The organism is Brevibacillus sp. SIMBA_040, assembly GCF_046535075.1.
Lineage (GTDB): Bacteria > Bacillota > Bacilli > Brevibacillales > Brevibacillaceae > Brevibacillus.
The window spans coordinates 100958-123929 of record NZ_JAWRXI010000002.1; the positions used below are offsets into that span (position 1 = coordinate 100958).

At 47.2% G+C, this 22972-nt stretch carries 19 protein-coding genes; 1 reads left to right on the top strand and 18 read right to left on the bottom strand.

Going from position 1 to position 22972, the window contains the following annotated elements; translation table 11 throughout:
* Nucleotides 1-12: 12 nt before the first annotated feature.
* The 6 genes from SB752_RS03465 to SB752_RS03490 form a co-directional block, all read right to left on the bottom strand.
* Nucleotides 13-1956 carry a TOMM precursor leader peptide-binding protein gene (locus tag SB752_RS03465; RefSeq protein WP_410714347.1) on the bottom strand — a complete coding sequence of 648 codons (1944 nt, stop codon included), beginning with the start codon at nt 1954-1956 and terminating at the stop codon, nt 13-15.
* Nucleotides 1953-3899 (bottom strand): putative thiazole-containing bacteriocin maturation protein, encoded by a 1947-nt coding sequence (locus SB752_RS03470; protein WP_410714348.1) that lies wholly within the window; start codon nt 3897-3899, stop codon nt 1953-1955. Before SB752_RS03470 ends, SB752_RS03465 begins: the two co-directional genes overlap by 4 nt.
* A gap of 155 nt (nt 3900-4054) precedes the next feature.
* Nucleotides 4055-4348 (bottom strand): heterocycloanthracin/sonorensin family bacteriocin, encoded by a 294-nt coding sequence (locus SB752_RS03475; protein ID WP_410714349.1) that lies wholly within the window; start codon nt 4346-4348, stop codon nt 4055-4057.
* 115 nt (nt 4349-4463) lie between these two features.
* A complete protein-coding gene (locus SB752_RS03480; RefSeq protein ID WP_410714350.1) occupies nt 4464-5186 on the bottom strand; it encodes an SDR family oxidoreductase in 723 nt (240 codons plus the stop codon).
* A gap of 1 nt (nt 5187) precedes the next feature.
* A complete protein-coding gene (locus SB752_RS03485; RefSeq protein ID WP_410714351.1) occupies nt 5188-5769 on the bottom strand; it encodes an RNA polymerase sigma factor in 582 nt (193 codons plus the stop codon).
* Nucleotides 5770-5895: 126 nt separating this feature from the next.
* Nucleotides 5896-6789 carry a cupredoxin domain-containing protein gene (locus SB752_RS03490; RefSeq protein ID WP_410714352.1) on the bottom strand — a complete coding sequence of 298 codons (894 nt, stop codon included), beginning with the start codon at nt 6787-6789 and terminating at the stop codon, nt 5896-5898.
* Between the two features lie 322 nt (nt 6790-7111).
* Here SB752_RS03490 and SB752_RS03495 point away from each other — a divergent pair, with 322 nt between their 5' ends.
* On the top strand, nt 7112-7861 hold the full coding sequence (locus SB752_RS03495; protein ID WP_410714353.1) for a GTP pyrophosphokinase: 750 nt from the start codon (nt 7112-7114) through the stop codon (nt 7859-7861).
* 226 nt (nt 7862-8087) lie between these two features.
* On the opposite strand, the gene accC is transcribed toward SB752_RS03495, so the two are convergent.
* The 12 genes from accC to SB752_RS03555 form a co-directional block, all read right to left on the bottom strand.
* On the bottom strand, nt 8088-9434 hold the full coding sequence (accC, locus tag SB752_RS03500; protein ID WP_410714354.1) for an acetyl-CoA carboxylase biotin carboxylase subunit: 1347 nt from the start codon (nt 9432-9434) through the stop codon (nt 8088-8090).
* A gap of 14 nt (nt 9435-9448) precedes the next feature.
* Complete coding sequence (locus tag SB752_RS03505; RefSeq protein WP_410714355.1) at nt 9449-9904, bottom strand: acetyl-CoA carboxylase biotin carboxyl carrier protein; 456 nt, start codon at nt 9902-9904, stop codon at nt 9449-9451.
* Between the two features lie 41 nt (nt 9905-9945).
* Nucleotides 9946-11487: an acyl-CoA carboxylase subunit beta gene (locus SB752_RS03510; protein ID WP_410714729.1), complete on the bottom strand. Its 1542-nt coding sequence runs from the start codon at nt 11485-11487 to the stop codon at nt 9946-9948.
* Between the two features lie 25 nt (nt 11488-11512).
* Nucleotides 11513-12565: a methylmalonyl Co-A mutase-associated GTPase MeaB gene (gene meaB, locus SB752_RS03515; protein WP_410714356.1), complete on the bottom strand. Its 1053-nt coding sequence runs from the start codon at nt 12563-12565 to the stop codon at nt 11513-11515.
* Nucleotides 12562-14748 (bottom strand): methylmalonyl-CoA mutase, encoded by a 2187-nt coding sequence (gene scpA / locus SB752_RS03520; protein ID WP_410714357.1) that lies wholly within the window; start codon nt 14746-14748, stop codon nt 12562-12564. Before scpA ends, meaB begins: the two co-directional genes overlap by 4 nt.
* Nucleotides 14745-16868 carry a methylmalonyl-CoA mutase family protein gene (locus tag SB752_RS03525; protein WP_410714358.1) on the bottom strand — a complete coding sequence of 708 codons (2124 nt, stop codon included), beginning with the start codon at nt 16866-16868 and terminating at the stop codon, nt 14745-14747. The genes scpA and SB752_RS03525 overlap by 4 nt, the downstream gene beginning before the upstream one ends.
* A gap of 39 nt (nt 16869-16907) precedes the next feature.
* Nucleotides 16908-17414, bottom strand: a complete 507-nt coding sequence (gene accB / locus SB752_RS03530; RefSeq protein WP_410714359.1) for an acetyl-CoA carboxylase biotin carboxyl carrier protein — start codon at nt 17412-17414, stop codon at nt 16908-16910.
* A gap of 246 nt (nt 17415-17660) precedes the next feature.
* The gene (locus SB752_RS03535; protein WP_410714360.1) at nt 17661-18308 is read right to left on the bottom strand and encodes a TetR/AcrR family transcriptional regulator; all 648 of its coding nucleotides are present in this window, start codon (nt 18306-18308) and stop codon (nt 17661-17663) included.
* A 142-nt stretch (nt 18309-18450) separates the two neighbouring features.
* Nucleotides 18451-19350: a M15 family metallopeptidase gene (locus tag SB752_RS03540; protein ID WP_410714361.1), complete on the bottom strand. Its 900-nt coding sequence runs from the start codon at nt 19348-19350 to the stop codon at nt 18451-18453.
* 170 nt (nt 19351-19520) lie between these two features.
* Nucleotides 19521-20039 (bottom strand): hypothetical protein, encoded by a 519-nt coding sequence (locus SB752_RS03545; RefSeq protein WP_410714362.1) that lies wholly within the window; start codon nt 20037-20039, stop codon nt 19521-19523.
* Nucleotides 20040-20196: 157 nt separating this feature from the next.
* Nucleotides 20197-21126, bottom strand: coding sequence for a bile acid:sodium symporter family protein (locus tag SB752_RS03550; RefSeq protein WP_410714363.1), 930 nt, complete (start codon nt 21124-21126; stop codon nt 20197-20199).
* Between the two features lie 167 nt (nt 21127-21293).
* Nucleotides 21294-22871 (bottom strand): glutathione ABC transporter substrate-binding protein, encoded by a 1578-nt coding sequence (locus tag SB752_RS03555; RefSeq protein WP_410714364.1) that lies wholly within the window; start codon nt 22869-22871, stop codon nt 21294-21296.
* Between the last annotated feature and the right edge of the window lie 101 nt (nt 22872-22972).

Genomic DNA, 22972 nt, shown 5'->3' on the forward strand with positions numbered 1-22972 from the left:
CCCAGTTATGCTTTATGGAAATGGATGGGGATGCGGATTTAATTGGTCATCGCGAAGTGGTTCCTTTACATACCCCAGTGTAACAGGAACATGTAGTACTCTTTCCAAGCCATCTATCCGTGTGAGATGGTGTCCAAATGTCATAGGAAGCATCCCCGGAATGAGCACACGTACGCAAGTCAGCCCATTCTTGCGAACATCTGGGGTAGTTTGGTCAACAACAATCACATCCATATCCAGGTTCCGAAAAATTTGGAGCAAGTCACGCAAATCATCTGTGAGGTCATGATGCTTCTTCCTTGCTGTGAACGCTTCTGCGAATGTCTGCATCGGTCTAGAGTCATCGAGTAAAAAATGAAGACGCTCCTCTGCCTCTGGCAAGCTATAGAGCATCGCATGATCATCCATTTTCTTCACAAGCGAAGAGTCGTGGAACATGCGGAGATATTTTTCCCGATTCGCCTCGAATTTGTCAGACAATCCAATCAACATGGCTGCTGACTCATGAAGCGAGCTTTTAACCGCACGGATCGGATCGAGATGTGCTCCACCAGCGCAAACCAGATTGAGCCCTTTTGGCGTTCGGTTCTTCGCGATTGTCCAGACGCTCGGGATACCGTTTTCCATCGTTGCATTGTAGATGAAAAAGTCGTAGTCAGTAACAGTCTGCAGTCGATCGATCATCAATTGGAGCTCTCGATCTTCTGCAGAAGACGGATCGAGTCTCGGCAAGCGCAATTTTGCGTACCAAGTTAATAAAAACGCATCACGCTCGACGACTTCCAGGATTCCGTAAAAAATCGCTTCCTCCAGGCTCCCGCCGAGGGCACAGCCATTGGACGTCTCAAAAACGATTCCTTCCCCGTAGCCCAGACTGTAATAAGCGATCAATTCCGGCACTAAAATAGGGCGCTCCTGTAAAAAAGAGTAACCCCAAACCCAGTTCATCGGTAGCTTGGGTTCAAAAGGGCGGAAAGGAAAGCCTGGCTGGGCATACTGCTCCTCTGTATGCAAGCCAACCAATCTCGGATCAAGGGCATGCTCTGCCAAATTGTCGTAACAATCATGAACGACCGTCCGTTTGCCACGCGGAGCAAGACCACAGTATCGCTCCACCCCCTCCAAAATGGCCGTCAATTCGCTGTCTGCATACGAATTCGTTCTGCCAGCCGTGCCTTCATCCTGCGAGAACAAAGGCAAATTGACGCTGACATCTGCAAACACAGAGGTAAGATCACGCATTTTTCCATTTATAAAGCCGATTCGCGAATCCAAATACTCTGATTGCAATGCCTTTTTCAAGTCATGCATCGATTTTGTTCGATAGCTGTCCGGATTTGGCTTTGGATTGGCATGTAAGGTAATCCGCGCTTGTTCCGGAGTGTCGTCTGGCAATGGACTGCATAAGGGACATAAGGGATCAGCGAGAAAAAAGTGCCGTGTACTCGTCATCGATTGCAAATCAATGATCTGAACATGCTCATGAAGCTGTGGTTTCTCCCCCTCTAAAAGCCGGTATGCCTCGGCTTTAACATATTGGGTCACCTGTATGAGACCATTATGAGAAATCCAAGCATCCCTTTGAATCCCACCGGTTGCGCTGAGCCTGGACTGAATCCCCCACATCTCCTTGCGATCTCTGCCTGCCATGAGGCGCCGCATATCCGCGCACCTAGAGCACCCAGGAATACCGGGACGTACCACGGGACCTACGATTGCCTCTCCGAATGAAACGAAGGCACGTAACCATGTAATTCCTGTGGACTGCAGCCATTTTTCCATCTCAAGACTTTCGGAAGGATGCCAAGCATCATGCATGTCAAGTACAAGAGTCACATGAGGCATATCCGGGTTCCAGGTTGACTGGCGAATGATATCGTACTCCATTTCTAGATGCTCAGATACCTTATTTGCCAGTAAACCTTCACCAATCACTGTAATTTTCGTATTTTTCACTGTGTCCCCTCCTCTCTGAGTAGCAGAGCGAACACCCCACCGAGTTCTTCTTGCAAAAATGGTTCAACTGCCGCCGAAAATACAACTAGGCACTTGTTATGTCGCTTTAGTATGATTTGAGCCTCTTTCCATCTATCGCTTTCCGTCACATCATTTTGGGAAGAGATTGCCCACTCATTTTCTGACTCGGTCAAATCAATCGCATGTCTTGACAAGGAATACATTCCTTTGTTGTTCATCGGCTGATTTTGTACCTCCATCAGTGCATCTAGCAAGGCACTGCGCAAAGCCTGTGTGTCATCCAAACCGACACTGCCATGCCAGCCTTTTTTCGTGCAAACCCAATACACAGGAAATCCCAGTACCTTTTCACCTATCCCGATGAGTGGCTTTTCTCCCAAGGTTGCTAGTGAGCGTAAATAAAATTGAGACCTTTCATCATCCAGCGAAGTGATTTGCACCCGAGTAGCTCTCGTGATCTTTCTCCCCTGTTGTTTCCCAAATACTTCTGTCAAGCAGTGACGAAGCGCCCTGCAAAGACCCTCCTCCACCGTCTCTCCTGCCCCGATGCCAACAGCTTCATGGAATGCGAAAGGCATATCCTCATGCTCATGAAGTAGCTGCTGAACTATTCGCGACACATACATCTCTACACCAGCCAGGCCCGCTTCTTTGCGCGCTTCGTCATGAGTGAGACCGGCACACACAACAACAGGCAAAAGCTCGGCGGGTCCAGCCGAAAGTGGATCCACTGACTGAACCTGGCATTGTGCGAGGGGCAGCTGCTTTAACTCTCCCTCTTCCCAGGTATGAAAAATTCCTGTTTCCCCTGACGTCCACGACTGAAAAACGGAATGGTAGCTCCCCGCCGCTTGTTGTTTTTCACTAGCCTGCAAAAGCAGCTCGCCTGGATTAACCTCTTGCAGCTTTTTCGGTCCTTTTACCAGCGGATGGGGGAAAAAGGATTTCCATGCCCCTTCCAAGGTCTCCAGATTCAATAAATACAGCTGGTTAGTTGTTTCAGAGGTAGATACTCCTGTTGTGTATTTGAACCATTCAAAAACAATCACATTTGCCAAAAGCGCAGCAGCCGTCATCGAAAAAGAATGCTGATTGGGATCTGCACTAGGCGCGCTTTGATGCAAGCGACGCCATCCCGATTCAAAGCATGCTTCGGAGGAAGAATGAACCAATGGACCTGCTATCCCTCTCTGGCAAGAAAACGTTGCCGGGATAAATACTTTGCCATTCCCTCTGCAGAGTGACTGAAGGGCTGCAAGCTCATCTGTCTCTCCCTTCTCCGAAACGTATAAGACAGCTGAAAAGGGGGAAATCGCCTCCCGCCACGTGGCCTGTGTCTGCTCACCCATGTATAGCTCGGTCAGCTCTACTTCGGGATCATTTTGTCGCGCATAGGCAATCAACTCCTCCAACCGCTTTCGATTGGTGTGATCGTTGTCTGTGATCCAATAGTGAAATTGTGCCTTCCCAGACTCCAGCAATGCCGATATCAAAGCAAGAAAAAACGGTCCAGAACCGACAGCCAAAGCTTTTTCGCTACGATACGACTGAAAACGGTATCCCCCAGAACCTTTCATCTCGTCTAAAAACGCGATTTGTGCTCCATACACCTCTTGTACATGATCGGACAACTGATGAGGAATTTCTTCGCTCTTGTCCTGAACAAATCCATTCTGAAACAGACTGTTTGCCATTTGGTATATATGCTTCTGGTATATTTCCGGCAGATCATCCGTTAATTCTTCGAGGGTGTGCTCCCCATCGAACATAGGAAGCAGTTGCTCGACCCACTGGTCAATCATTTCTCCTTCCATCTGAAAGGTTCCGATGTTATTGCGAAAATACACACTCCCATCCGGATTCGGCAAATAAAACGTGTCACGCTTCACTTTTAGACGCATCGCTGGATTCAAATTCGTCATATTATTCCTCCTTACCTCGAATCTTCTACCACCTGCGCCATATGTGTCACGCTCATTCTATGATTCGTTCTTTGTCCATCATTCCAACAGAAAAAGGCAAAGCTCCTGTCGCTTTTGTATCGCTTGACAGGAGCTTTGTACTGAGGCTTATCTTTTCAATAATTCGAATTACAACGGTTGGATATCGGAATGACGACAAAGCAACTGCATGAGCAGGTACAGAAGCAGCTGCAAGAACAACTGCACGAGCAGCTGCATGAACAACTGCACGAGCAACTGCAACTGCAACTACAGCGACCACAGCGTCCAAATCCGCCACATCTTCCATGACTGCAACCATGTCGTACCATAGTGCCTTCGTTTATACTTTGCTTATCCCAAGGCGTTACTTGATCTGACTTGAATTCAGCTGCTTTGAGCTTTTTTACCTCTTTTTTAAAATCATCCATCCTTTTCACCTCCGCCACTTCGTGTTGCTACTCTACATTTATGAAGCGACTATGGGTGTTCGTTCCTATTGAATGAGCCCAATTTTTAAACTTGGAATGATGAGCTGCTCTGTTACTAAATAAGGAGGAGCCCTCCATCGACAGACAGTACCGTGCCTGTAGTGTATCGGTTCTGCATCAGGTACAGGGCGGCATCAGCAATATCCTCTGGCTTCCCTATGCGTTTTACGGGTAACATTTTTTCTAAATGCTCCACCATTTGATCTCGTTTCTCACCAAAAATAGAGTCTAGCAAAGGGGTATTGACCGCTCCAGCACTGATCGTGTTTACACGGATCGGAGAAAGCTCTACCGCTAAGCTTCGGCACAATGCTTCAACAGCTGCCCCTGACGCTGCTGCAACTGCACCCCCAGAAGTTGGTTTCCACGTTGACGTACCGGACATAAAGGTAATAGAACCATTCTTACTCATTTTGGGTGCCGCGTACTTGGCCGCGTAATAGGAGCCCCAGAATCTGCTCTCCATCGCAAGTTTCAATACGTCACTATCTGTTTCTAGGATTGGGCCCATGACAACATCGGCAGCGGATATAAATAAGTGGTCTACATGCTCTAACTCTGCAAACATATTTTGAACGGAGGATTCATCTGTCATTTGTACCACGCAGGTTTGTAAGCGAGGTCCGATTGCTTTTCGAGCTTCCGCAAGCTTAGACACTGAACGTCCCGCGATGACTACATGAGCCCCTTTCGCGTATGCTGCCTGTGCGGTGGCGAATCCGATACCTGAGGTTCCCCCAATAATGACGATCACTTTTTCTTTCCACAAAAAATCCATCCTATACGCTCCTCGTTACTCCGTTTTTAATCATCAAGTCCTCAGCTCGAATTTGAATGCCTTCACTCATAAGCAGTTCAGATAGTTTTCGCCGCGCTCTGTGTAGCCTCGATTTAACAGTACCAATGGAAATTTGTAGAATATGCGCGATTTCTTGCATACTCCTCTCATATTTCGCATCCAGCACAAATACGTCCTGAAAGCTTAATGGCAGCGTTCCTACTAGCTTGCAGATTGTCTTTTTGTCATTAGTCTTAAAAAAATCATTTTCAGCGGAAGGGCTTGCTTCAATATGTCGGAGAGTGGTCGTTTCCAGCCCTATTCGCTTGTCTGAGCATTTGCGTCTGTAATCATGAGATACGTTTCGGGTAATGGTAAACAGCCATGTTCTAAGAGAGGATTCTTGGCGGAATAAATGCAATGCTTTCCATGCCTTTAGGAAAACCTCCTGCGTGATTTCATCAGCCCAGTCTTGTTTCCCAGTGATAAAGTAAGCGTAACTCCAGACATCCTGTTGATGCGCAGTCATGGTTTCTACCAACTGAGATTTTTCTAATCCTGAAAAATCTTGATGCTCCCTCATATTAGACCTCCTTTCACCGCATTAGACCTTTCCTGAAAAGAAAAAGTTCCCTTGGCATACGGCATTATTTTATAAACAGGAAAAAGGCATATTCAAACGACTATCGGTCCGGAAATGAAATCCATTCTATTTTACGATCAGGCTTCCTACCATTCCCTTTTCTTTGTGCCCCGGTATCGTACAGTAAAAAGGATACACGCCTTCAGCCGTAGCTCGAATCATATACGATACGCTCTCTCCCGGCTGCGCATACAAATGCAGCTCGTTTGTCGACTTTGCGTCATGCATATGCACATGCGTAGATGCGCCTGCGTCTGGTACTACGACGATATTTCCTTTAGAGACGATTTCTACGACATGCTCGAGCTTTCCTTGATTATGGTACGTCACCTTCACTTCCTCCCCCTTTTTCATCACAATTTGCTGGGGATGATAGAAATAATCAGAGGCTACGAGCTCGACGCTTCGCTTTGCTTCCTGTGTAGGAGGATGGGATGGCGTTGGGAAAGATTGAAACCATAGAAACACTCCGATCAGGAGCATCGCCCCAACTAGAGGGTGCTGCAAACCAAAGCGTTTTTGTGGATGACCCTTTTCATCTGTCGAAATCATGATCTGTCTGGTCAGGAGCATGATGCAGAACGTGTAGAGCATGATGAACAAGAATAAGAGAGGCTCTACCTGTTCGTAAGGAACCATTTCCCCGAGCATCGCCCCCATCATTCCAGCCATTAATCCTGCAAGTGCTCCTTCGATCATAGTCAGAATGGATAGAGGAATACCGAAAATCAACCCGCAAAAAGCACCTATCGCAATACCTAGCATCGTAGAATAGGCAAGCTCGCCTTTGAACAAGACCCCGAGCACCAGTCCTGCGATCAGTCCAACCATCATTCCGAGAGTCATTCCGCTTACCATGCAGATCATCGGTTCGAGCTTATTTCGCTTGCGCCAAACAAACCAAGTGAAGCATACGTATGTGAAAACTAAATAGAACAACACTTGTGCAGTCGCGTTCATGATACCACCCCGTAGTATACTTACCTCTCTAAAGGATATGTCCACTCCGGGCGAAACAGGACAACTAGTATGCTGTCCATCTACGTTACTAGAAACACTTTGCGCAAAGAATCGATGACCCACGCTCTGGCTTTTGCATGAGCCGAGACGTTATACTATGAGATAAGTAACTAACCCCCACACGTAACCGTATTATCTATAGCTAGGTAAATAATTCGAAGCAGTCCTTTGCCAAAAACATATCTCGCTTTACGACATGTACAGCTTACCGTAGAGATTATCCGTTTTTTGGACGCTATCCCCTATTGAAAGGATACATACGATGAACACATTACCAGTGGAGCAATTTCGCAAATTTAAGAACGACATTACTCGATTTTTGATGGCATATAAATTTGCCCTGGATGCATTCGAAACAAAAATAGACATCCTGACAGAGGAGTTTCAGCTTTTTCACGATTACAATCCTATCGAGCATACGAAATCAAGGCTGAAATCTCCTGAGAGCATATTGAAAAAGCTATACAAAAGAGGTCTCGACATTTCGCTGCCAAGCATCAAGGCCAATATTACAGATATCGCAGGGATACGGATCACGTGCTCCTTCATTGCCGATATTTATCGGATTTGCGATATGCTGCAAAACCAGAGCGATTTGAAGATCATCGAAATCGAGGACTACATTTCCCATCCCAAACAAAACGGTTACCGCAGTCTTCATATGTTGGTAGAAATTCCCATTTACATGTCTGACCGTCAAGAAAATGTCTGCGTTGAAGTGCAGATTCGCACCATCGCGATGGACTTTTGGGCTAGTCTGGAGCACAAAATTTATTACAAATACAACCGGACAGTCCCCCCTACTCTGCTTCAGGAATTAAAAGAAGCATCCGACTCTGCCGCTGCTCTCGACCGAAAAATGGAACGCCTGCATAATGAGATCAGTGAAGTAAAGGATGCGCAGGCAGAGGAATGGGGAGAGGATCTAAAGCAGATCAGTATAAGCAACCAGCAATTTCAGTTGCCTGAAGCGCTGCTTCGCCTGCTGAGCGATCGTCCCAATAACGTTTAGTCCACTGCGGCACGACATAAAAGATCATACCAGCAAAATTGGCTGCCCATTACAGTGGTGCAGCCAATTTACTTATTCCACCACATGGACTTCGCTGGATAATCTCCAGTCGAAGCGACCGTTGAAATAATGAGACGGGAAAAAGCTCTGTAACAGCAAGGAAATTGCCATTACAGAGCTTTTTATCGTTCCTGGCGCTAGATCAGAGGGATGGTTTATTCCTTGTTTATAGCTCCAACGTATGCTTTTCCAAAAAGTTAGTAGCGAAATTGCCTCCTACAAAATCAGGATGCTCCAATAGCTTTTCATGGAAAGGAATCGTCGTGTGGACACCCTCGATCACAAACTCGCCTAGCGCTCGCTTCATACGGGCAATCGCTTCATTACGATCCTTGCCCCAAACGATAAGCTTGGCTACCATGGAATCGTAGAACGGAGAGATTTCATACCCCGGATAAACCGCGCTGTCTACGCGCACTCCATACCCGCCTGGCGGCAAATAGTTTGCTACTTTCCCTGGGGAAGGCATAAAGTTTTTGGCAGGATTCTCCGCATTAATCCGGCATTCAATCGCCCAACCGTTAATTCGTACATCCTCCTGTGAAAAGGAAAGCGGGTTGCCTGCTGCTACGGCAAGTTGTTCTTTAATGAGATCAATTCCGGTAATCATCTCTGTTACGGGATGCTCAACCTGAATACGTGTATTCATTTCCATAAAATAAAATTGACCGTGCTTATCTAGCAAAAATTCGACCGTTCCAGCACCATGGTAATTTACAGCTTTTGCTGCCGCAACAGCGGCTTGCCCCATTTTTTCTCGAAGCGATTCGTCCAATGCTGGAGATGGTGCTTCCTCGACCAGCTTTTGATGACGTCGTTGGATGGAACAATCACGTTCACCCAAGTAAACGGCATTGCCGTGCTTATCGCCCATGATCTGAATTTCTACATGGCGAGGCTCCTCCACGTATTTCTCCAAATAAACACCGGCATTGCCAAATGCCGTTTCTGCTTCTTTTTGCGCCTGACGAATGGATTTTTCCAGCTCTTCCACGTCATGTGCCACGCGCATTCCTCTACCGCCACCACCAGCAGTCGCTTTTACAATGACGGGGTACCCGATTTCTTTTGCTACCTCGAGCGCTTCCTCGATATCGTCAATCAATCCCTCTGTGCCAGGAACTAAAGGAACGTTTGCCAAGCTCATCGTCGTTTTCGCTACCGACTTATCTCCCATTTTGGAAATTGCTTCTGGGTCTGGCCCGATGAACGTAATCGAGCAATCTTGGCACAGCTGCGCGAAAGACGCATTCTCAGCTAAAAAGCCATATCCAGGATGGATTGCGTCTGCTTTTGTGTGCAATGCGACCGTCATGATGCGAGCCATATTCAAATAGCTGTCTTTGGAGGCTGTCGGACCGATGCAATACGCTTCATCTGCCAGCTCCACGTGCAGTGCTTCACGATCCGCCTCGGAATAAACGGCAACAGTAGCAATTCCTAATTCTCTGCACGCACGAATAATTCTGACGGCGATTTCACCGCGGTTGGCAACTAAGACTTTTGTAAACATTTCGGAGCCCCTCCCTAGTATGGTTTGATCGCCAGCAATGCTTTTCCGAAGTCTACAAACTGGCCATCCATCACGAGTATTTCTGTAATTTCTCCATTTACGGGAGAAAGGATGTCGGAGGTTAGCTGCAAAGCGTCAACTGTACAACGCCCGACCCGTTCACCGGCTTTAACCGCTTGTCCCAAAGTCACATCAGCATGAAAAAGTCCAACGCCAGGTGAAACGACCAGCTGCGTCTCCTCTACGGGAGCGGATTGTTCTTGTGGTTCCACAGCTGCTTCTGCCGTAGCGGCCGCCTCTTGGTAGCCGCTTTCTGCATCCTTCACCTGCAAAGGTTGTTCGGAGGAGGCGATGAATACAGGCGCGCCCTTTTTAATCACGATGCTGGTTTTGCCATTTTGCCACTCTAGCTCCTCGATGGAAGACTGGTTCACCAGCTTGATAAATTCCCGTAGGTCATGAAGCTTCATTCCCGATTCTCCCCTTTTTTACGAATAAGAATTTATATTTCTTACAATGGGATGTTCCCATGCTTTTTATATGGACGTTCCTCTTTTTTATTTCGCAGCATTTCCAGCGCATCTGCTACCTTTTTCCGTGTTTCGCGTGGATCAATGACGTCATCGACCATGCCGAGGCTCGCCGCCACGTATGGATTGGCAAACTTTTCACGGTAAAGGGCGATTTTCTCTGCTCTTGTCGCAACAGGATCGGCGCTTTGTTCAATTTCTTTTGCAAAAATAATGTTGGCCGCTCCTTCTGGTCCCATCACAGCAATCTCTGCATTCGGCCATGCGTAAACGACATCGGCACCGATCGATTTTGAATTGAGGGCAACGTAAGCTCCACCGTAAGCCTTGCGCAATATCACGGTAATTTTCGGCACAGTCGCTTCGGAGTAAGCATACAAGATTTTGGCACCGTGGCGGATGATGCCGCCGTGCTCCTGATTAACACCTGGGAAGAAACCTGACACATCCTCAAAGGTCAACAGTGGGATATTAAAGCAATCGCAGAAGCGAATGAACCGAGCCAGTTTATCGGACGAATGAATATCGAGTCCACCTGCCATGATCTTTGGCTGATTGGCGATGATACCTACACTATGTCCATCAATACGTGCCAATCCAATCACGATGTTGCGGGCAAAATTAGGCTGGACTTCCATGAAATCGCCATGATCCACGATTTTTTCAATGACTTTGCGAACATCGTACACCTTGGTGCTCTCGGCAGGTACAAGCTCGATGAGTTCCTCTTGCCAATCCTCGCGTGTTCCCGGCTCTACCACGGGGGCATGATCCCGGTTGTTTTGCGGCAAAAAGCTCAGCAGTCTGCGCACACCTTCCAATACCTCTTGCTCGGATTCAGCTGTAAAATGTGCATTACCACTCACCGATGAATGAACCTTGGCTCCGCCCAAATCTTCAGCAGAGATTTTCTCCCCTGTTACCGTTTCGATTACTTTTGGTCCCGTAATAAACATTTGGCTCGTTTTCTCAACCATAAACACAAAGTCTGTAATTGCTGGAGAGTATACAGCGCCACCTGCACACGGACCTAGAATCACAGAAATCTGCGGGATGACACCCGAGTAAATCGCGTTTCGGTAAAAAATCGTCCCGTAGCCATCCAGGGAGCTGACACCTTCCTGGATGCGCGCACCGCCAGAATCATTCAGCCCAATGAAGGGGGCACCATTTTTCGCTGCAAGGTCCATGACTTTGGCGATTTTCATGGCATGCATCTCTCCAAGCGCACCACCAAATACCGTAAAGTCCTGCGCGAACAAATAAACAGGGCGACCATTAATTTTTCCGTAGCCAGTCACGACGCCTTCTCCTGGCGCTTCCATTTGATCCAGGCCAAAATGGGTCGCACGGTGCTCTACAAACGGATTCAGCTCCATAAAGGTGTCCGGGTCAAGCAACAGCTCGATACGTTCTCGTGCGGTCAGCTTGCCACGATTATGCTGTGCGTCGATTCGTGCATCGCCGCCACCCAGCTGAATTTTATATTTTCGCTCCATCAGCTCATCGATTTTTTCATACATATTGCTCACACGTCCGACCTTCTCTCTATTCCTTTTTCGAGATTGCATGTTCAAAGATAGCAATTAGCTGTTGTACTGCACTCGTAGGAGACAGCTGACCACTCGTGACTGCCTCCTCCATTTGCGGTAACAGATGCGCGATCTGTGGATGGTTGAAGAACATGCTTCGCAAATAATCCTGCGTCATGCTGTGCATCCAATCGAGCGACTGTGCCTTGCGACGGGCAGCGAACCTACCTGTCTGTATCGTCTTTTCGCGAAATTCATTCACGACATTCCATATATCCCCGATCCCTTCACCCGTCAGAGCCGAACACATATATGCTTTTGTTTCCCAACCTACCGTTGCTGGCTGCAAATAGTGCAGAGCACGATTATACTCGCCCTTTGCAATCAGTGCCCGTGTGCGGTTCTCTCCATCTGCCTTGTTGATCAGGAGGGCATCCGCAATTTCAATGATACCCTTCTTGATCCCCTGCAGTTCATCCCCTGCTCCTGTCAGCATGAGCAGCAAAAAGAAATCGACCATGGATCTGACTGTCGTTTCACTTTGCCCGACACCGACTGTCTCTATTAAAATCACATCGTAGCCTGCAGCTTCACAGATGAGCATGGTTTCCCGCGTTTTTCGATTGACCCCACCCAATGTGCCACCTGTTGCAGACGGTCTAATAAACGCATGTGGATTTCGCGACAGCAGCTCCATCCGCGTCTTGTCTCCTAAAATACTGCCGCGTGTCACGGTACTGCTCGGATCGACTGCTAAAACGGCTACACGATGTCCTTTTTCGCAAAGCATGGTACCGAACGCTTCAATGAACGTACTCTTTCCAGCACCGGGAACCCCCGTAATCCCGATTCGAATCGAATTGCCGGTATGACCAAGAAGCTTTTTGATGACTTCCTGCGCCATATCCATATGAACCGGTGAATTACTTTCTACGAGCGTGATCGCCTGAGCAAGGATCGTCCGATTGTTATCGAGTACGCCTTGTACAAACTGGTCAACGCTGAGTTTGGGTAGACGGACTTTCGAAGAAAAGGTCAAGGAAGTTTTATCGCTTGCACCATCACTCATAGACTCCCAGCCTCCAGGCGACGCACAACCTCTTGCAGTACATTTTGAGCTGCGATCGGAATCACAGTTCCCGGTCCAAAAATGGCTGCCGCACCGTGTTCTTTCAAGAATGAGTAGTCTTGTGGCGGAATGACTCCACCGATGACGACAACAATATCCTCGCGCCCAAGCTTTTTCAGTTCGTCAACAAGTTGAGGCAATAATGTTTTGTGTCCTGCTGCCAGCGAGCTAAATCCGATGACGTGAACATCGTTCTCTACCGCTTGCTTAGCCGTTTCCTCTGGCGTTTGGAACAGCGGTCCGATATCGACATCAAAGCCTAAGTCTGCAAATGCAGTAGCAATGACCTTGGCTCCTCTGTCATGTCCATCCTGACCCATTTTCGCGATCATAATACGAGGGCGTCTACCTTCCCATTGCTCAAATTCGTCAGCCATCCTGCGAACCGCAGCTACTTCGTCTGCATCCGCATATTCCGAGCTGTACACACCGCTGATGGATCGGATAACAGCCTTGTGGCGACCGACAACTTTTTCATAAGCATCCGAAATCTCACCCAGAGTTGCTCTCGCACGAGCGGCTTCGATAGCTAGCTCCAGCAAATTGCCTTCTCCTGTCTCGGCACATGTCGTAATTGCTTGTAATGCTGTCTGAACTCTCGCTTCGTCCCTGTTTGCCCGGAGCTCCTGCAATCGTTTCAGCTGTGCTTCACGTACGGCTGTGTTATCAACTTCAAGAATCTCCAGCGGATCTTCCTTGTCGAGGCGATATTTATTCACACCGATAATGGCTTCTTTAGCTGAATCAATATGCGCTTGACGGCGTGCTGCTGCCTCTTCGATCTTCATTTTGGGCAATCCGGTTTCGATCGCTTTTGCCATGCCTCCCAGTGCCTCAATTTCTTCTATATGCTCCCAGGCTCGCTCGACCAATTGCTTGGTCAGTGATTCGACGTAGTAGGAGCCTGCCCACGGATCGACGACTTTAGTGATTTGCGTCTCGTCTTGCAAAAACAATTGTGTGTTGCGGGCGATGCGCGCGGAAAAGTCTGTCGGCAAGGCAATCGCTTCATCGAGTGCGTTTGTATGCAAAGACTGGGTGTGCCCCAGGGCAGCCGCCATCGCCTCTACGCAAGTCCGGACGACATTGTTGAATGGGTCCTGTTCAGTCAAGCTCCAGCCGGAAGTCTGCGAGTGCGTACGCAGTGCCATCGACTTTTCGTTCTTTGGATTGAATTGCTTGATGAGATTTGCCCATATCAGGCGTCCAGCTCTCATCTTTGCGATCTCCATAAAGTAGTTCATTCCGATCGCCCAGAAGAAGGACAACCGCGGTGCAAAGGCATCAATATCGATTCCCGCTTTTAATCCGGTCCGTACATACTCCAGCCCATCCGCCAATGTATACGCCAACTCGATATCGGCAGTGGCTCCTGCTTCCTGCATGTGATACCCTGAAATACTGATGCTGTTGAATTTGGGCATATGCTGGGAGGTGTACGCAAAAATATCGGAAATAATTTTCATCGATGCTTCTGGTGGATAAATGTACGTATTGCGCACCATATATTCTTTGAGAATGTCGTTCTGAATCGTTCCGGTCAGCTCAGCCTGGGAAACGCCCTGCTCCTCGGCTGCCACAATGTAAAAAGCCATGATCGGGAGCACAGCACCATTCATCGTCATGGAAACTGACATTTTATCCAGCGGGATGCAGTCGAACAAAATTTTCATGTCCAGAATCGAATCAACGGCCACACCTGCTTTTCCTACGTCCCCTACGACTCTCGGGTGATCGGAATCATAGCCTCTGTGTGTTGCCAGGTCAAAGGCGATGGAAAGCCCCTTTTGCCCAGCAGCCAAATTGCGGCGGTAGAAGGCGTTGCTTTCCTCGGCTGTTGAAAATCCAGCGTACTGACGAACCGTCCATGGCTGTGCCACGTACATCGTCGGATAGGGCCCACGAAAATATGGCGGCAGACCAGGCATATAGCCCAGGTGCTCCATTCCTTCGATATCTTCTTTTGTATAGAGAGGCTTAACGGGAATTTGCTCCATCGTTTGCCAAATTTGTTCATCCACTATTCGCTTTGCTTCGTCACTTAATGCTTGGCTCGGGAACAAATCGGATATGTCCCGTTTTGCACGATATGGCACCTTTGAAAAATCAGGCCTCTGCTTCATGAGATCACTCCTATCCGTTCCTGGAGTTGGCGTAGCATTTGGTAGCAATTCGTTCGGATATGAATACAATCATCGACTCCTTGTGCCTGATAGCTCGCCAGCTGTTCTGCCTTAGGCAATCCCGCAATCAGCACAAGCATTCGCGGATTCGACTGTTTGATCGTTTGTGCCAAAGACGGCACCAGCTCCGGGTAGCTCGCATCATCGGAGCAAATCACCGTTATCGCTGCCCCTGACTGTACAGCGGATTGCGCTGCATCCTCTGGGGTTGCAAACTGGTGCTCGCGAATGACTTCAAAACCACCAACGGCAAAAAACTCTGTAGAAAAGTCTGCTCTTGCTTTATGTTTAGAGACAGGACCCATGTTGGCCAAAAAGACTTGCGGTCGTTTCCCTGTCTTTTTCAAATGAATATCTGACTGCTTGCGCAATGCTTCAAATGCCTCCGATGCCCGATGCAAGCGCAGTGGCTGAATGACTGTTTCTACCTGATCGGACTGTCTCACCGCTTTGGATAAATCTCCGATGGTAGCTCCTGCAAGAGCAGCCTTGACCGCAGCCTGTACCTGATTGTCGTTTATTCCAGCCAGTTGCTCCAGCTGTTTGGCAAAAATGCTTTGCTCCTTCTCAGCTCGTTGAGATGCTATCGCTTCTTTCCGTTCATCGTAGATAGCTGGCAGTGTTTCTTGCTGAAGCGACTGCTCCTGAACATTTGCGTACATGTTTGTACCTACGATTCTTGCCTTCCGCTGCTCGATGCTGGAGGACTTTACTTTAGCTAACTGTTCGATCACAGTTTGCGGGCCTGCTACTTTCAGGGATTCTAGCATTCCGCCTTTTTCTTCTGTTTGCAAAAACAGCTCCCACGCTTTTTTGGCCAGCGCATCCGTCAGCCATTCTACATACCAGGAACCGCCTGCAGGATCAACCACTTTGGACAAATGCGCTTCCTGTTCTAAAATAATTTGGGTATTTCTCGCGATCCGACGGGAAAACTCATTCGCTGGGCGAATCGCTTCATCAAAAGTAGAGACGTGCAGACTGTCTACTCCGCCGACAACCGCTGAAAACGCTTCCGTAGTAGAACGAAGCAGGTTTACGTAAGGATCAAGAACCGTTTTTGTCCAAGCAGAGGTTCTCGCATGTATCGTCATCTTTTGTGATTCAGTAGAACCGCCATAGGAAGATATGATGTTTGACCAAAGCATTCTTGCTGCTCTGAGCTTGGCAATTTCCATAAAAACGTCCGATCCAATGGAGTATGAAAACTGAATACGTGGTGCAATCTCATCAATTGACAACCCACGTTCGAGCAATGCCTGAATATAATCAACGCCGGTCGCCAATGAAAATGCAAGCTCTGTGACTGCATTCCCACCCGCTTGATGATACGGGTGAGCGCCCACGAGGATAGTTTTCAGTTGGGGTGCATGCTTACTCGCCCATCGAGTAGAATGGGTCATCGCATCGAATGCAGTATTCACTGAGAAAGGCAGCTTTCCAGCTGAAAGTAATTCGTTGAAAGGATCTTGACCAATACATCCACAAAGCTTCATTGTATCCTTGCCAGTTGCTTCCACATAAGCAATAAATAGCCCAAGTATTGGTAAACCTAGTGCTCCTGCCTCTACATAAAAAGGAACCTTTTCCAGATCAATCCCCTGAAGCGCCACCTCTACATCTTCTTTGCGAAAAAGGGATAATCCTCTATCTCCAACCTGTTCCGGTTTTGCTTCGTTCGGGTCCAGACCGATAGCAGTTGCCCGATCCAAGACTATGTTTACCATCGTTTGTCCGCGCGCTAAATCGTGAAGCGCGGCTTGGTTAAATGCTTCCGCTGTATTCGCCACAATTTCCTGGCTGACATGCCAGCTTTGCGTCTGCCGTTCTTCTATTGTTTTTGTCCCTCGCACAAAGGGTGCCACTCCTGGCAGGTCAGCTGTGTGTGGTATTCTCTCCGTATCTTCTTTGCGATAAATCGGCTGTAACGTAATCCCCTCAACAGTCTTGGTCAAGAGCTTTGCGTCAAATGAAGCACCTTTCAGTGAATTCTCTGCTGCTGCTCTCCATTGTTCATACGTTGGCACAGAGAATTCTGTAAACAATGTGTCTTTATTCACGAAACCTGACCTCCCCCGATTCAATCAATGCTATCGCTATTATACCCGCTTTACCAGGAACAATGGCTGTCCCTGATCGACTAATTGGCCGTTTTCTACTAATATTTGGACGATTTCGCCTTTGACCTCAGCTTCAATTTCATTAAACAGTTTCATGGCTTCGACAATGCATACAATAGTAGCCGGTTGTACTTGATCGCGAACTGAGATGTATGGGGCTGCATCTACTGCTGGAGCTGCATAAAAGGTACCGACCATGGGGGATGTAATTTGGTACAGGTTTTCTGTATCTTCCATTTGAGACGCAGGTGGTTGCACAGGAATGGCAGCTGGAGCGGATTGCTCCGGTTTTTCTGCCTTTGGTGGGGCGACTGGGGGAACTATAGCGAGCTTCGCCGGGGTCACCGGAGTCTGAACTATTACAGGCTGCTCGCCAAGTCTTCTTTTTATCGATAAGCGTGAATCCTCATTTTTCACTTCGAATGATTCTACATCGGTTTGCTCCAATAGCTTTACAAGTTCTCTCAGTTCATAAATGGTAAGCACAAAGATTCCTCCTGTTATCCATGTCAGCTTATATTTTGCACAAACCGACTAGTTGGTTTAGCAATATCGTTCAGGACCGACCAGTTGGTCTCTCGATCATTATACCAAATGTCTGAATAATAGTACAGACCAACTAGTTGGTCTGTAGAGCTCGTTTTTTTAAAACAAGGCTGCCAAGCGACTAGGACCCTGCTGTTCTACACTAGCTGAGCATAGCCGCTGTTTCCTTGGCCATCCACCTTTTTGTTACGATGGCTTATACGGGAAATCCGGATGTTGTAAAAAAAAGCGATTAAAATCCGGGTTTTCCATCGCATCACGCTTTAATACGGAGTGCAGCACCATATCCGCGTAAATATCAGCAATCTGTTCGATTGAATATGTACCTGACTTTTGATACCACTTATAAATCCAGTTGACCATTCCAAAAATCGCCATGGATACAATCGGAACAGGCAGCTCGGGGCGGAATTCACCTGAGGCGATACCGTCCTGAATAACCGTAAACATGATTTGTTTGTAGCGATCCCTTTTGACCTCTATATCCTTGAAGTACTCTGGAGAGAGGAACAAGCTCTCCTGGTAAAAAATTGTGACCTGTGACCGGTACAAATCGATCATCATCACGAAGGATTTCACGATCGCTTGCAGTCGTTCTGTCGGCGTATCCCATTGCTCGTACGCTTCCTCTGCCTTTTCCAATACGTATGTAATAAATTGATCATGAATGATGTAGAGCAGTTCATCCTTGGACTTAAAGTTGTGGTAAAAGCCCCCTTTTGATGTTCCGCTTTCCTTTACAATCTGATCAACGGTCACCCGATGATACCCATTCGCTTCAAACAAGCGCATGGATGTTTCAATAATTCGTTCTCTGATTGATTTTTCGCTCATTATCTTCACCCGTGATCATTATAGCATAGTTTTTTAAAAGCAGACTGTGCGAAGCTTGAGGACGAAAATACCGCTTTTCCAAAAATCCAATTATAAAGCAAAGAGCCGGTCTAGCCAGCTCTTTGCTTTCGTATCTTGTACCTTAATTACTTTCTGCCGTGACAGGAACAGCACCGAAGTATTCTTCCAGTGTGATTCCCTTTTCACTAATCTCTGTTGCCGCATCAACGCCAACGTAGCGAATATGCCATGGTTCATACATATAGCCGGTAATCCCATCTTTTCCTTCAGGATAGCGGATGATGTAACCAAACTCCACGGAATGCTGGGCGAGCCATTCTGCTTCCTTTGTACCGCCAAAACAGCTTTCAGCGGCACACTTTCCATTGATACCGGAAACGTCAATCGAAAGACCTGTTTCGTGCTCACTTGTACCAGGAACTGCACTGTACGTACGCGCTTTCTCCAGCCCGTCTTTTTGTACGTAGCGATTAAACAGCGCTTTTTGGTAGGCATGAGAGCGGTAAGCAGATACTCCTGCCAGCGAAACACCATCCGTTTTCGCAGCAGCGAACAGTTGCTCAAGTGCATCCGCCGCTTCCTTGCGCATTTTTCGCTTCTCACTCTTCTCCGGGAGCAAAAATGGAACATTGGGAAATACCAAATCATTTGGTGTATAGTTTTCCGGCAGCTTCTGCTGTTTGTTGACCAGTACCGTCATGCTTTGTGGCTCAGCTACAACCGCCAAATCTGGCAGTTCGATGGTGTCTGAAGGTTTCTTTGCTGGCTCTTGCTTTGGCGGCTTTTCAGCTGGCTTTTCTTGTTCTGCCGGATTCTCTTTTACTGGATCAGCGCCAGACGTATCCGGTTCTGTCGGCTTTGTTTCCGCTGGCTGGGATGGTTTCGGCTGTACGCTAGGCGTTTCAGGCGTGCTCGTATCCGTTTGACCAGGTGCGGCAAGACTGCTGCATCCAGCAAGTAGTACGATGGCAGATGCTACAAGAGCGAGTTGGTACTTTTTTCGGTTATGTAGAATGTTCATCGTGACGTTCCTTTCGCTTGGGCTAGGTGAAGCGGAGAGCCCTTTTGCTAATTGTGGATCCCTACCTCAAGCAGAGTACCTACTCATTATGACATAGTTCCCCCTATTTTCGTCACATGAACCTGATATTTTATCACATTGAAATTTATTTCTTTTCCAATAAAATTCTGCTAGGGCGTATTCAAAAAGAGATACGGTGTAGGAATTTCGTTATAGTCGTCATCTGTCTCGTACAAGATCGTTCCTTGACTTCCTTCCACACGGGTAAGAATGGATGTACAATCTCCCCATGGACCACCATCAAATTCTTGATTAGTTATTTTCCCTGGATATGCTTTTGCAATGACAGGAAGAGCTGACTCTTCCGCTGCCATTTGTCTGCGCAAATGCTCCTGATACTCTCTTTCTTCTTCTGCTTTCATTGCCGCTTGCTGACGAACATCGATGCTCGGCGGCACAACCATAAGCAGTAGCACAACAAACCCAACCACACTCCATTTTCTGCTGGAAAGCAAGAAAACCAAAAGCGGTCCACTTACAAGAGCAGGGAAAAAGTAATTCAAGTTTCGATTATCCGTGCCGAATAATGAAAATGTAAACACGTGATGATGAAAGAGGAGCTTTATATAGAAAATAGACAGGAAAATACCTGCTGCCAGTTTACCGATTACCCAAGCTACCTTGATCAAAAAAGTCCCTCGCTATCATATGTATTAGAAAAAAGCCAAAGTACAGCCAATCACTTCCCTGTTTTTTGTAAATTCCCATTTTTCCAAAAAGATAAACCGTCATGTAAAAACCCTCATAAGAATCAATTGCTTTCCTTGATTCTCACGAGGGTTATGATTACTTCTCTTCTTTTTTGGCAAACCAGGTTGCCAGAACTGATCCGGAAATATTGTGCCACACACTAAAAATGGCACTTGGTACAGCAGCAAGCGGATTAAAGTGAGCCGCTGCCAAGGCAGCTCCAAGGCCGGAGTTTTGCATCCCTGTTTCTAAAGTGATGGCCTTGCGTTTCGCCAGATTCAAACCAAACAGCTTGGCAAAAAGGTAGCCCAATAAATAACCCAATACGTTATGCAAAATAACAACGGCAAAAATGATTAAGCCAGTTTCCACGATCTTTCCTTTATTAATGGCAACAACGATGGCCACGATCAATACAATTGCGACGGTTGAAACGAGTGGCAATGCCTTCGCGCTCGCTTCCGCCTGTTTATGAAACAATGCCTTGACGATGACGCCGAACACAATCGGAACGATGACGACCATTACAATATCCATGAACAATGATTGCGTATTGATCTCCATCCAATGACCGGCTAGTAGCGAAATGAGTGCAGGGGTGGCGATCGGTGCGATCAGTGTGGATACAGCTGCAACGGAAACGCCTAAGGCCACATCCCCTTTGGAAAGGTACGTCATGACATTGGACGCGGTACCGCTCGGACAGCAGCCTACCAAGATTACCCCAACTGCAATATCTGGCGGAAGATTGAGAGCGACAGCCAAGACATAGGCAAGCGATGGCATGATGAGATAATGTCCAACCACTCCGATGAGAACGTCAACAGGCCGACGAAAAACCTCCCGGAAATCAGCCGATGATAGCGTCAGCCCCATTCCGAACATAATTACGCCGAGCAAGATCGATATATACCCTTTTCCTCCAATAAAAGCCTCAGGTGCAAAAAATCCAAGAATGGCAAACAGAATTACCCAAATGGAAAAAGTGCCCCCAACAAATTTGCTTATTCTCTCTACGGTGTTCACTTTGCCTCTCTCCTATTTTTTATTTTAACTAAAAATATTTTTCGTTATACTGCACCACTTTTCACAATTCTATACAATATCACTATTCTGTTTATACTTATAACCTATGTACTTATAGTTTTACATCGAAAGGAAAAGACACTCTTGAAATGAAGAGTGCTTTTCGTTCATTTTTTGATCATGACCTTATCTAGCATGAGATAACCGGCTGGACTCATTGCAAAGCCTTCGATGCTGTTATGGATGGCAGCCAGATTTTCCAGATTGCGAAAAGGTACGATCAACGCTTCTTGCATTTCCAACTCTTGCGCTTTGGCATAGATGCTCAATCTCTTTTTTGTATCTGTTGCCTCTCTTCCCGCTTCGAGCAATTGATCCAGCTCCCGATTGCTGTACATAAAGCTATTTCCTCTCCCTCCACCAATCGTATGGAAGAGATTGTACTGGTTGTAATCAGCATCACCAGTCGCATTGCCCCAGCCGCTCACAAATATGTCGTGCTCCTTTGTTCTTTCCAGCGTATCTACGAAGGCATCATAGCTGACGACCTGGATTTTGGCATCAATGCCAATCCCTTTTAGCTGAGATCGAATTACTCCGGCAACGTTGATACGGTCCATTCTGTCATAGGTAAGGATCGTAGTGGTAAATCCATCTGGATAACCTGCTTGGTCAAGCAAATCTCTCGCTTTATTTAAATCGTATGGATATTTCTTGAGTACAGAGGAGTACCCGAATACTTTGGGGCCAAGTGCGGAATTTGCTTGTGTGCCGACATTGTTATATACCCCTTTAATGATGGAGCTCGTTTCGATTGCATAGCTGATTGCTTGGCGTACGCGCAAATCATTTAGTGGCTTTTTAGCGACGTTGAATCCCACAAATTCAGTGCCGAGCGCCTCACTGCGATAAATCCTCATCTGTTGTGACGCCTGAATCCGATCAATCTCAGTCACAGGAATGGATTCGGCAATCTGGGCATCTCCTTGCTCTACCAGCTCAATTCTTTCTTCATCATCCGGAATCACGCGAAAAATGATCCGATCCAGATTGGGTTTATTGCCCCAGTACTGCTGGTTCTCTTTCAAGACGATTTCTTTCTCCGCTGTCCACGACGAAAACGTAAACGGTCCTGTGCCAACGGGATGATGAGAAAGATCCTTCCCGTAGGTGGCTATTGCTTTGGGACTCAGGATGCTTCCTTCATGACTCGCCAAAATGGAAAGAATGGGGGTAAACGGGGCAGAAAGACGAATTTGTACGGTATAGTCGTCCAAGACCTTCACTTCTTTTATTTTGTCAAACATAGCAGCTCTTGTTGACCCTACCCGCGGGTCACGTACACGATCCAACGTTTTTTTCACCGCATCAGCGCGAAACTCGGTTCCATCGTGAAAAACAACGCCATGACGCAGCTTGAATTCCCACGTCACATCGTCTATTTGCTTCCACTCCGTAGCAAGCTGGGGCTGAATCACCATATTGATATCTCGCGTGACCAGTCCCTCGTAAACTTTTTGATAAACAACGCTGGCTGCACTAATTGTAGAAATAAAATGAGGGTCCAGATTTCCTGCATCGAACTTGCGGGCGATAACTAATGTCCCACCTTCGACAACCGTTTTAGTCGGTGGAAGCTTGTGTTCATCTGATGGCTTTTGACCGAAAGTACAGGCAGTTAATGAGGCTACTACCACCAATAGCAAACCGATTAGCCAGATGTGATATTTCCCCTTACCTTTCATAGCCCCTCCTCGTGCTGCGCCCGATGTTACTCCTACTATTCTGTGCAAAAAAACCGCCTTCTCTCAGCTTGTGCGAGAATGGCGGTCAGGTATTCACTTCA

Coding starts and splice junctions, on each gene's coding strand:
- SB752_RS03470 (WP_410714348.1), bottom strand. CDS start 3,899: ATGACGAATTTGAATCCAGCGATGCGTCTAAAAGTGAAGCGTGACACG.
- SB752_RS03475 (WP_410714349.1), bottom strand. CDS start 4,348: ATGGATGATTTTAAAAAAGAGGTAAAAAAGCTCAAAGCAGCTGAATTC.
- SB752_RS03480 (WP_410714350.1), bottom strand. CDS start 5,186: ATGGATTTTTTGTGGAAAGAAAAAGTGATCGTCATTATTGGGGGAACC.
- SB752_RS03485 (WP_410714351.1), bottom strand. CDS start 5,769: ATGAGGGAGCATCAAGATTTTTCAGGATTAGAAAAATCTCAGTTGGTA.
- SB752_RS03490 (WP_410714352.1), bottom strand. CDS start 6,789: ATGAACGCGACTGCACAAGTGTTGTTCTATTTAGTTTTCACATACGTA.
- SB752_RS03495 (WP_410714353.1), top strand. CDS start 7,112: ATGAACACATTACCAGTGGAGCAATTTCGCAAATTTAAGAACGACATT.
- accC (WP_410714354.1), bottom strand. CDS start 9,434: ATGTTTACAAAAGTCTTAGTTGCCAACCGCGGTGAAATCGCCGTCAGA.
- SB752_RS03505 (WP_410714355.1), bottom strand. CDS start 9,904: ATGAAGCTTCATGACCTACGGGAATTTATCAAGCTGGTGAACCAGTCT.
- SB752_RS03510 (WP_410714729.1), bottom strand. CDS start 11,487: ATGTATGAAAAAATCGATGAGCTGATGGAGCGAAAATATAAAATTCAG.
- meaB (WP_410714356.1), bottom strand. CDS start 12,565: ATGAGTGATGGTGCAAGCGATAAAACTTCCTTGACCTTTTCTTCGAAA.
- scpA (WP_410714357.1), bottom strand. CDS start 14,748: ATGAAGCAGAGGCCTGATTTTTCAAAGGTGCCATATCGTGCAAAACGG.
- SB752_RS03535 (WP_410714360.1), bottom strand. CDS start 18,308: ATGAGCGAAAAATCAATCAGAGAACGAATTATTGAAACATCCATGCGC.
- SB752_RS03540 (WP_410714361.1), bottom strand. CDS start 19,350: ATGAACATTCTACATAACCGAAAAAAGTACCAACTCGCTCTTGTAGCA.
- SB752_RS03555 (WP_410714364.1), bottom strand. CDS start 22,871: ATGAAAGGTAAGGGGAAATATCACATCTGGCTAATCGGTTTGCTATTG.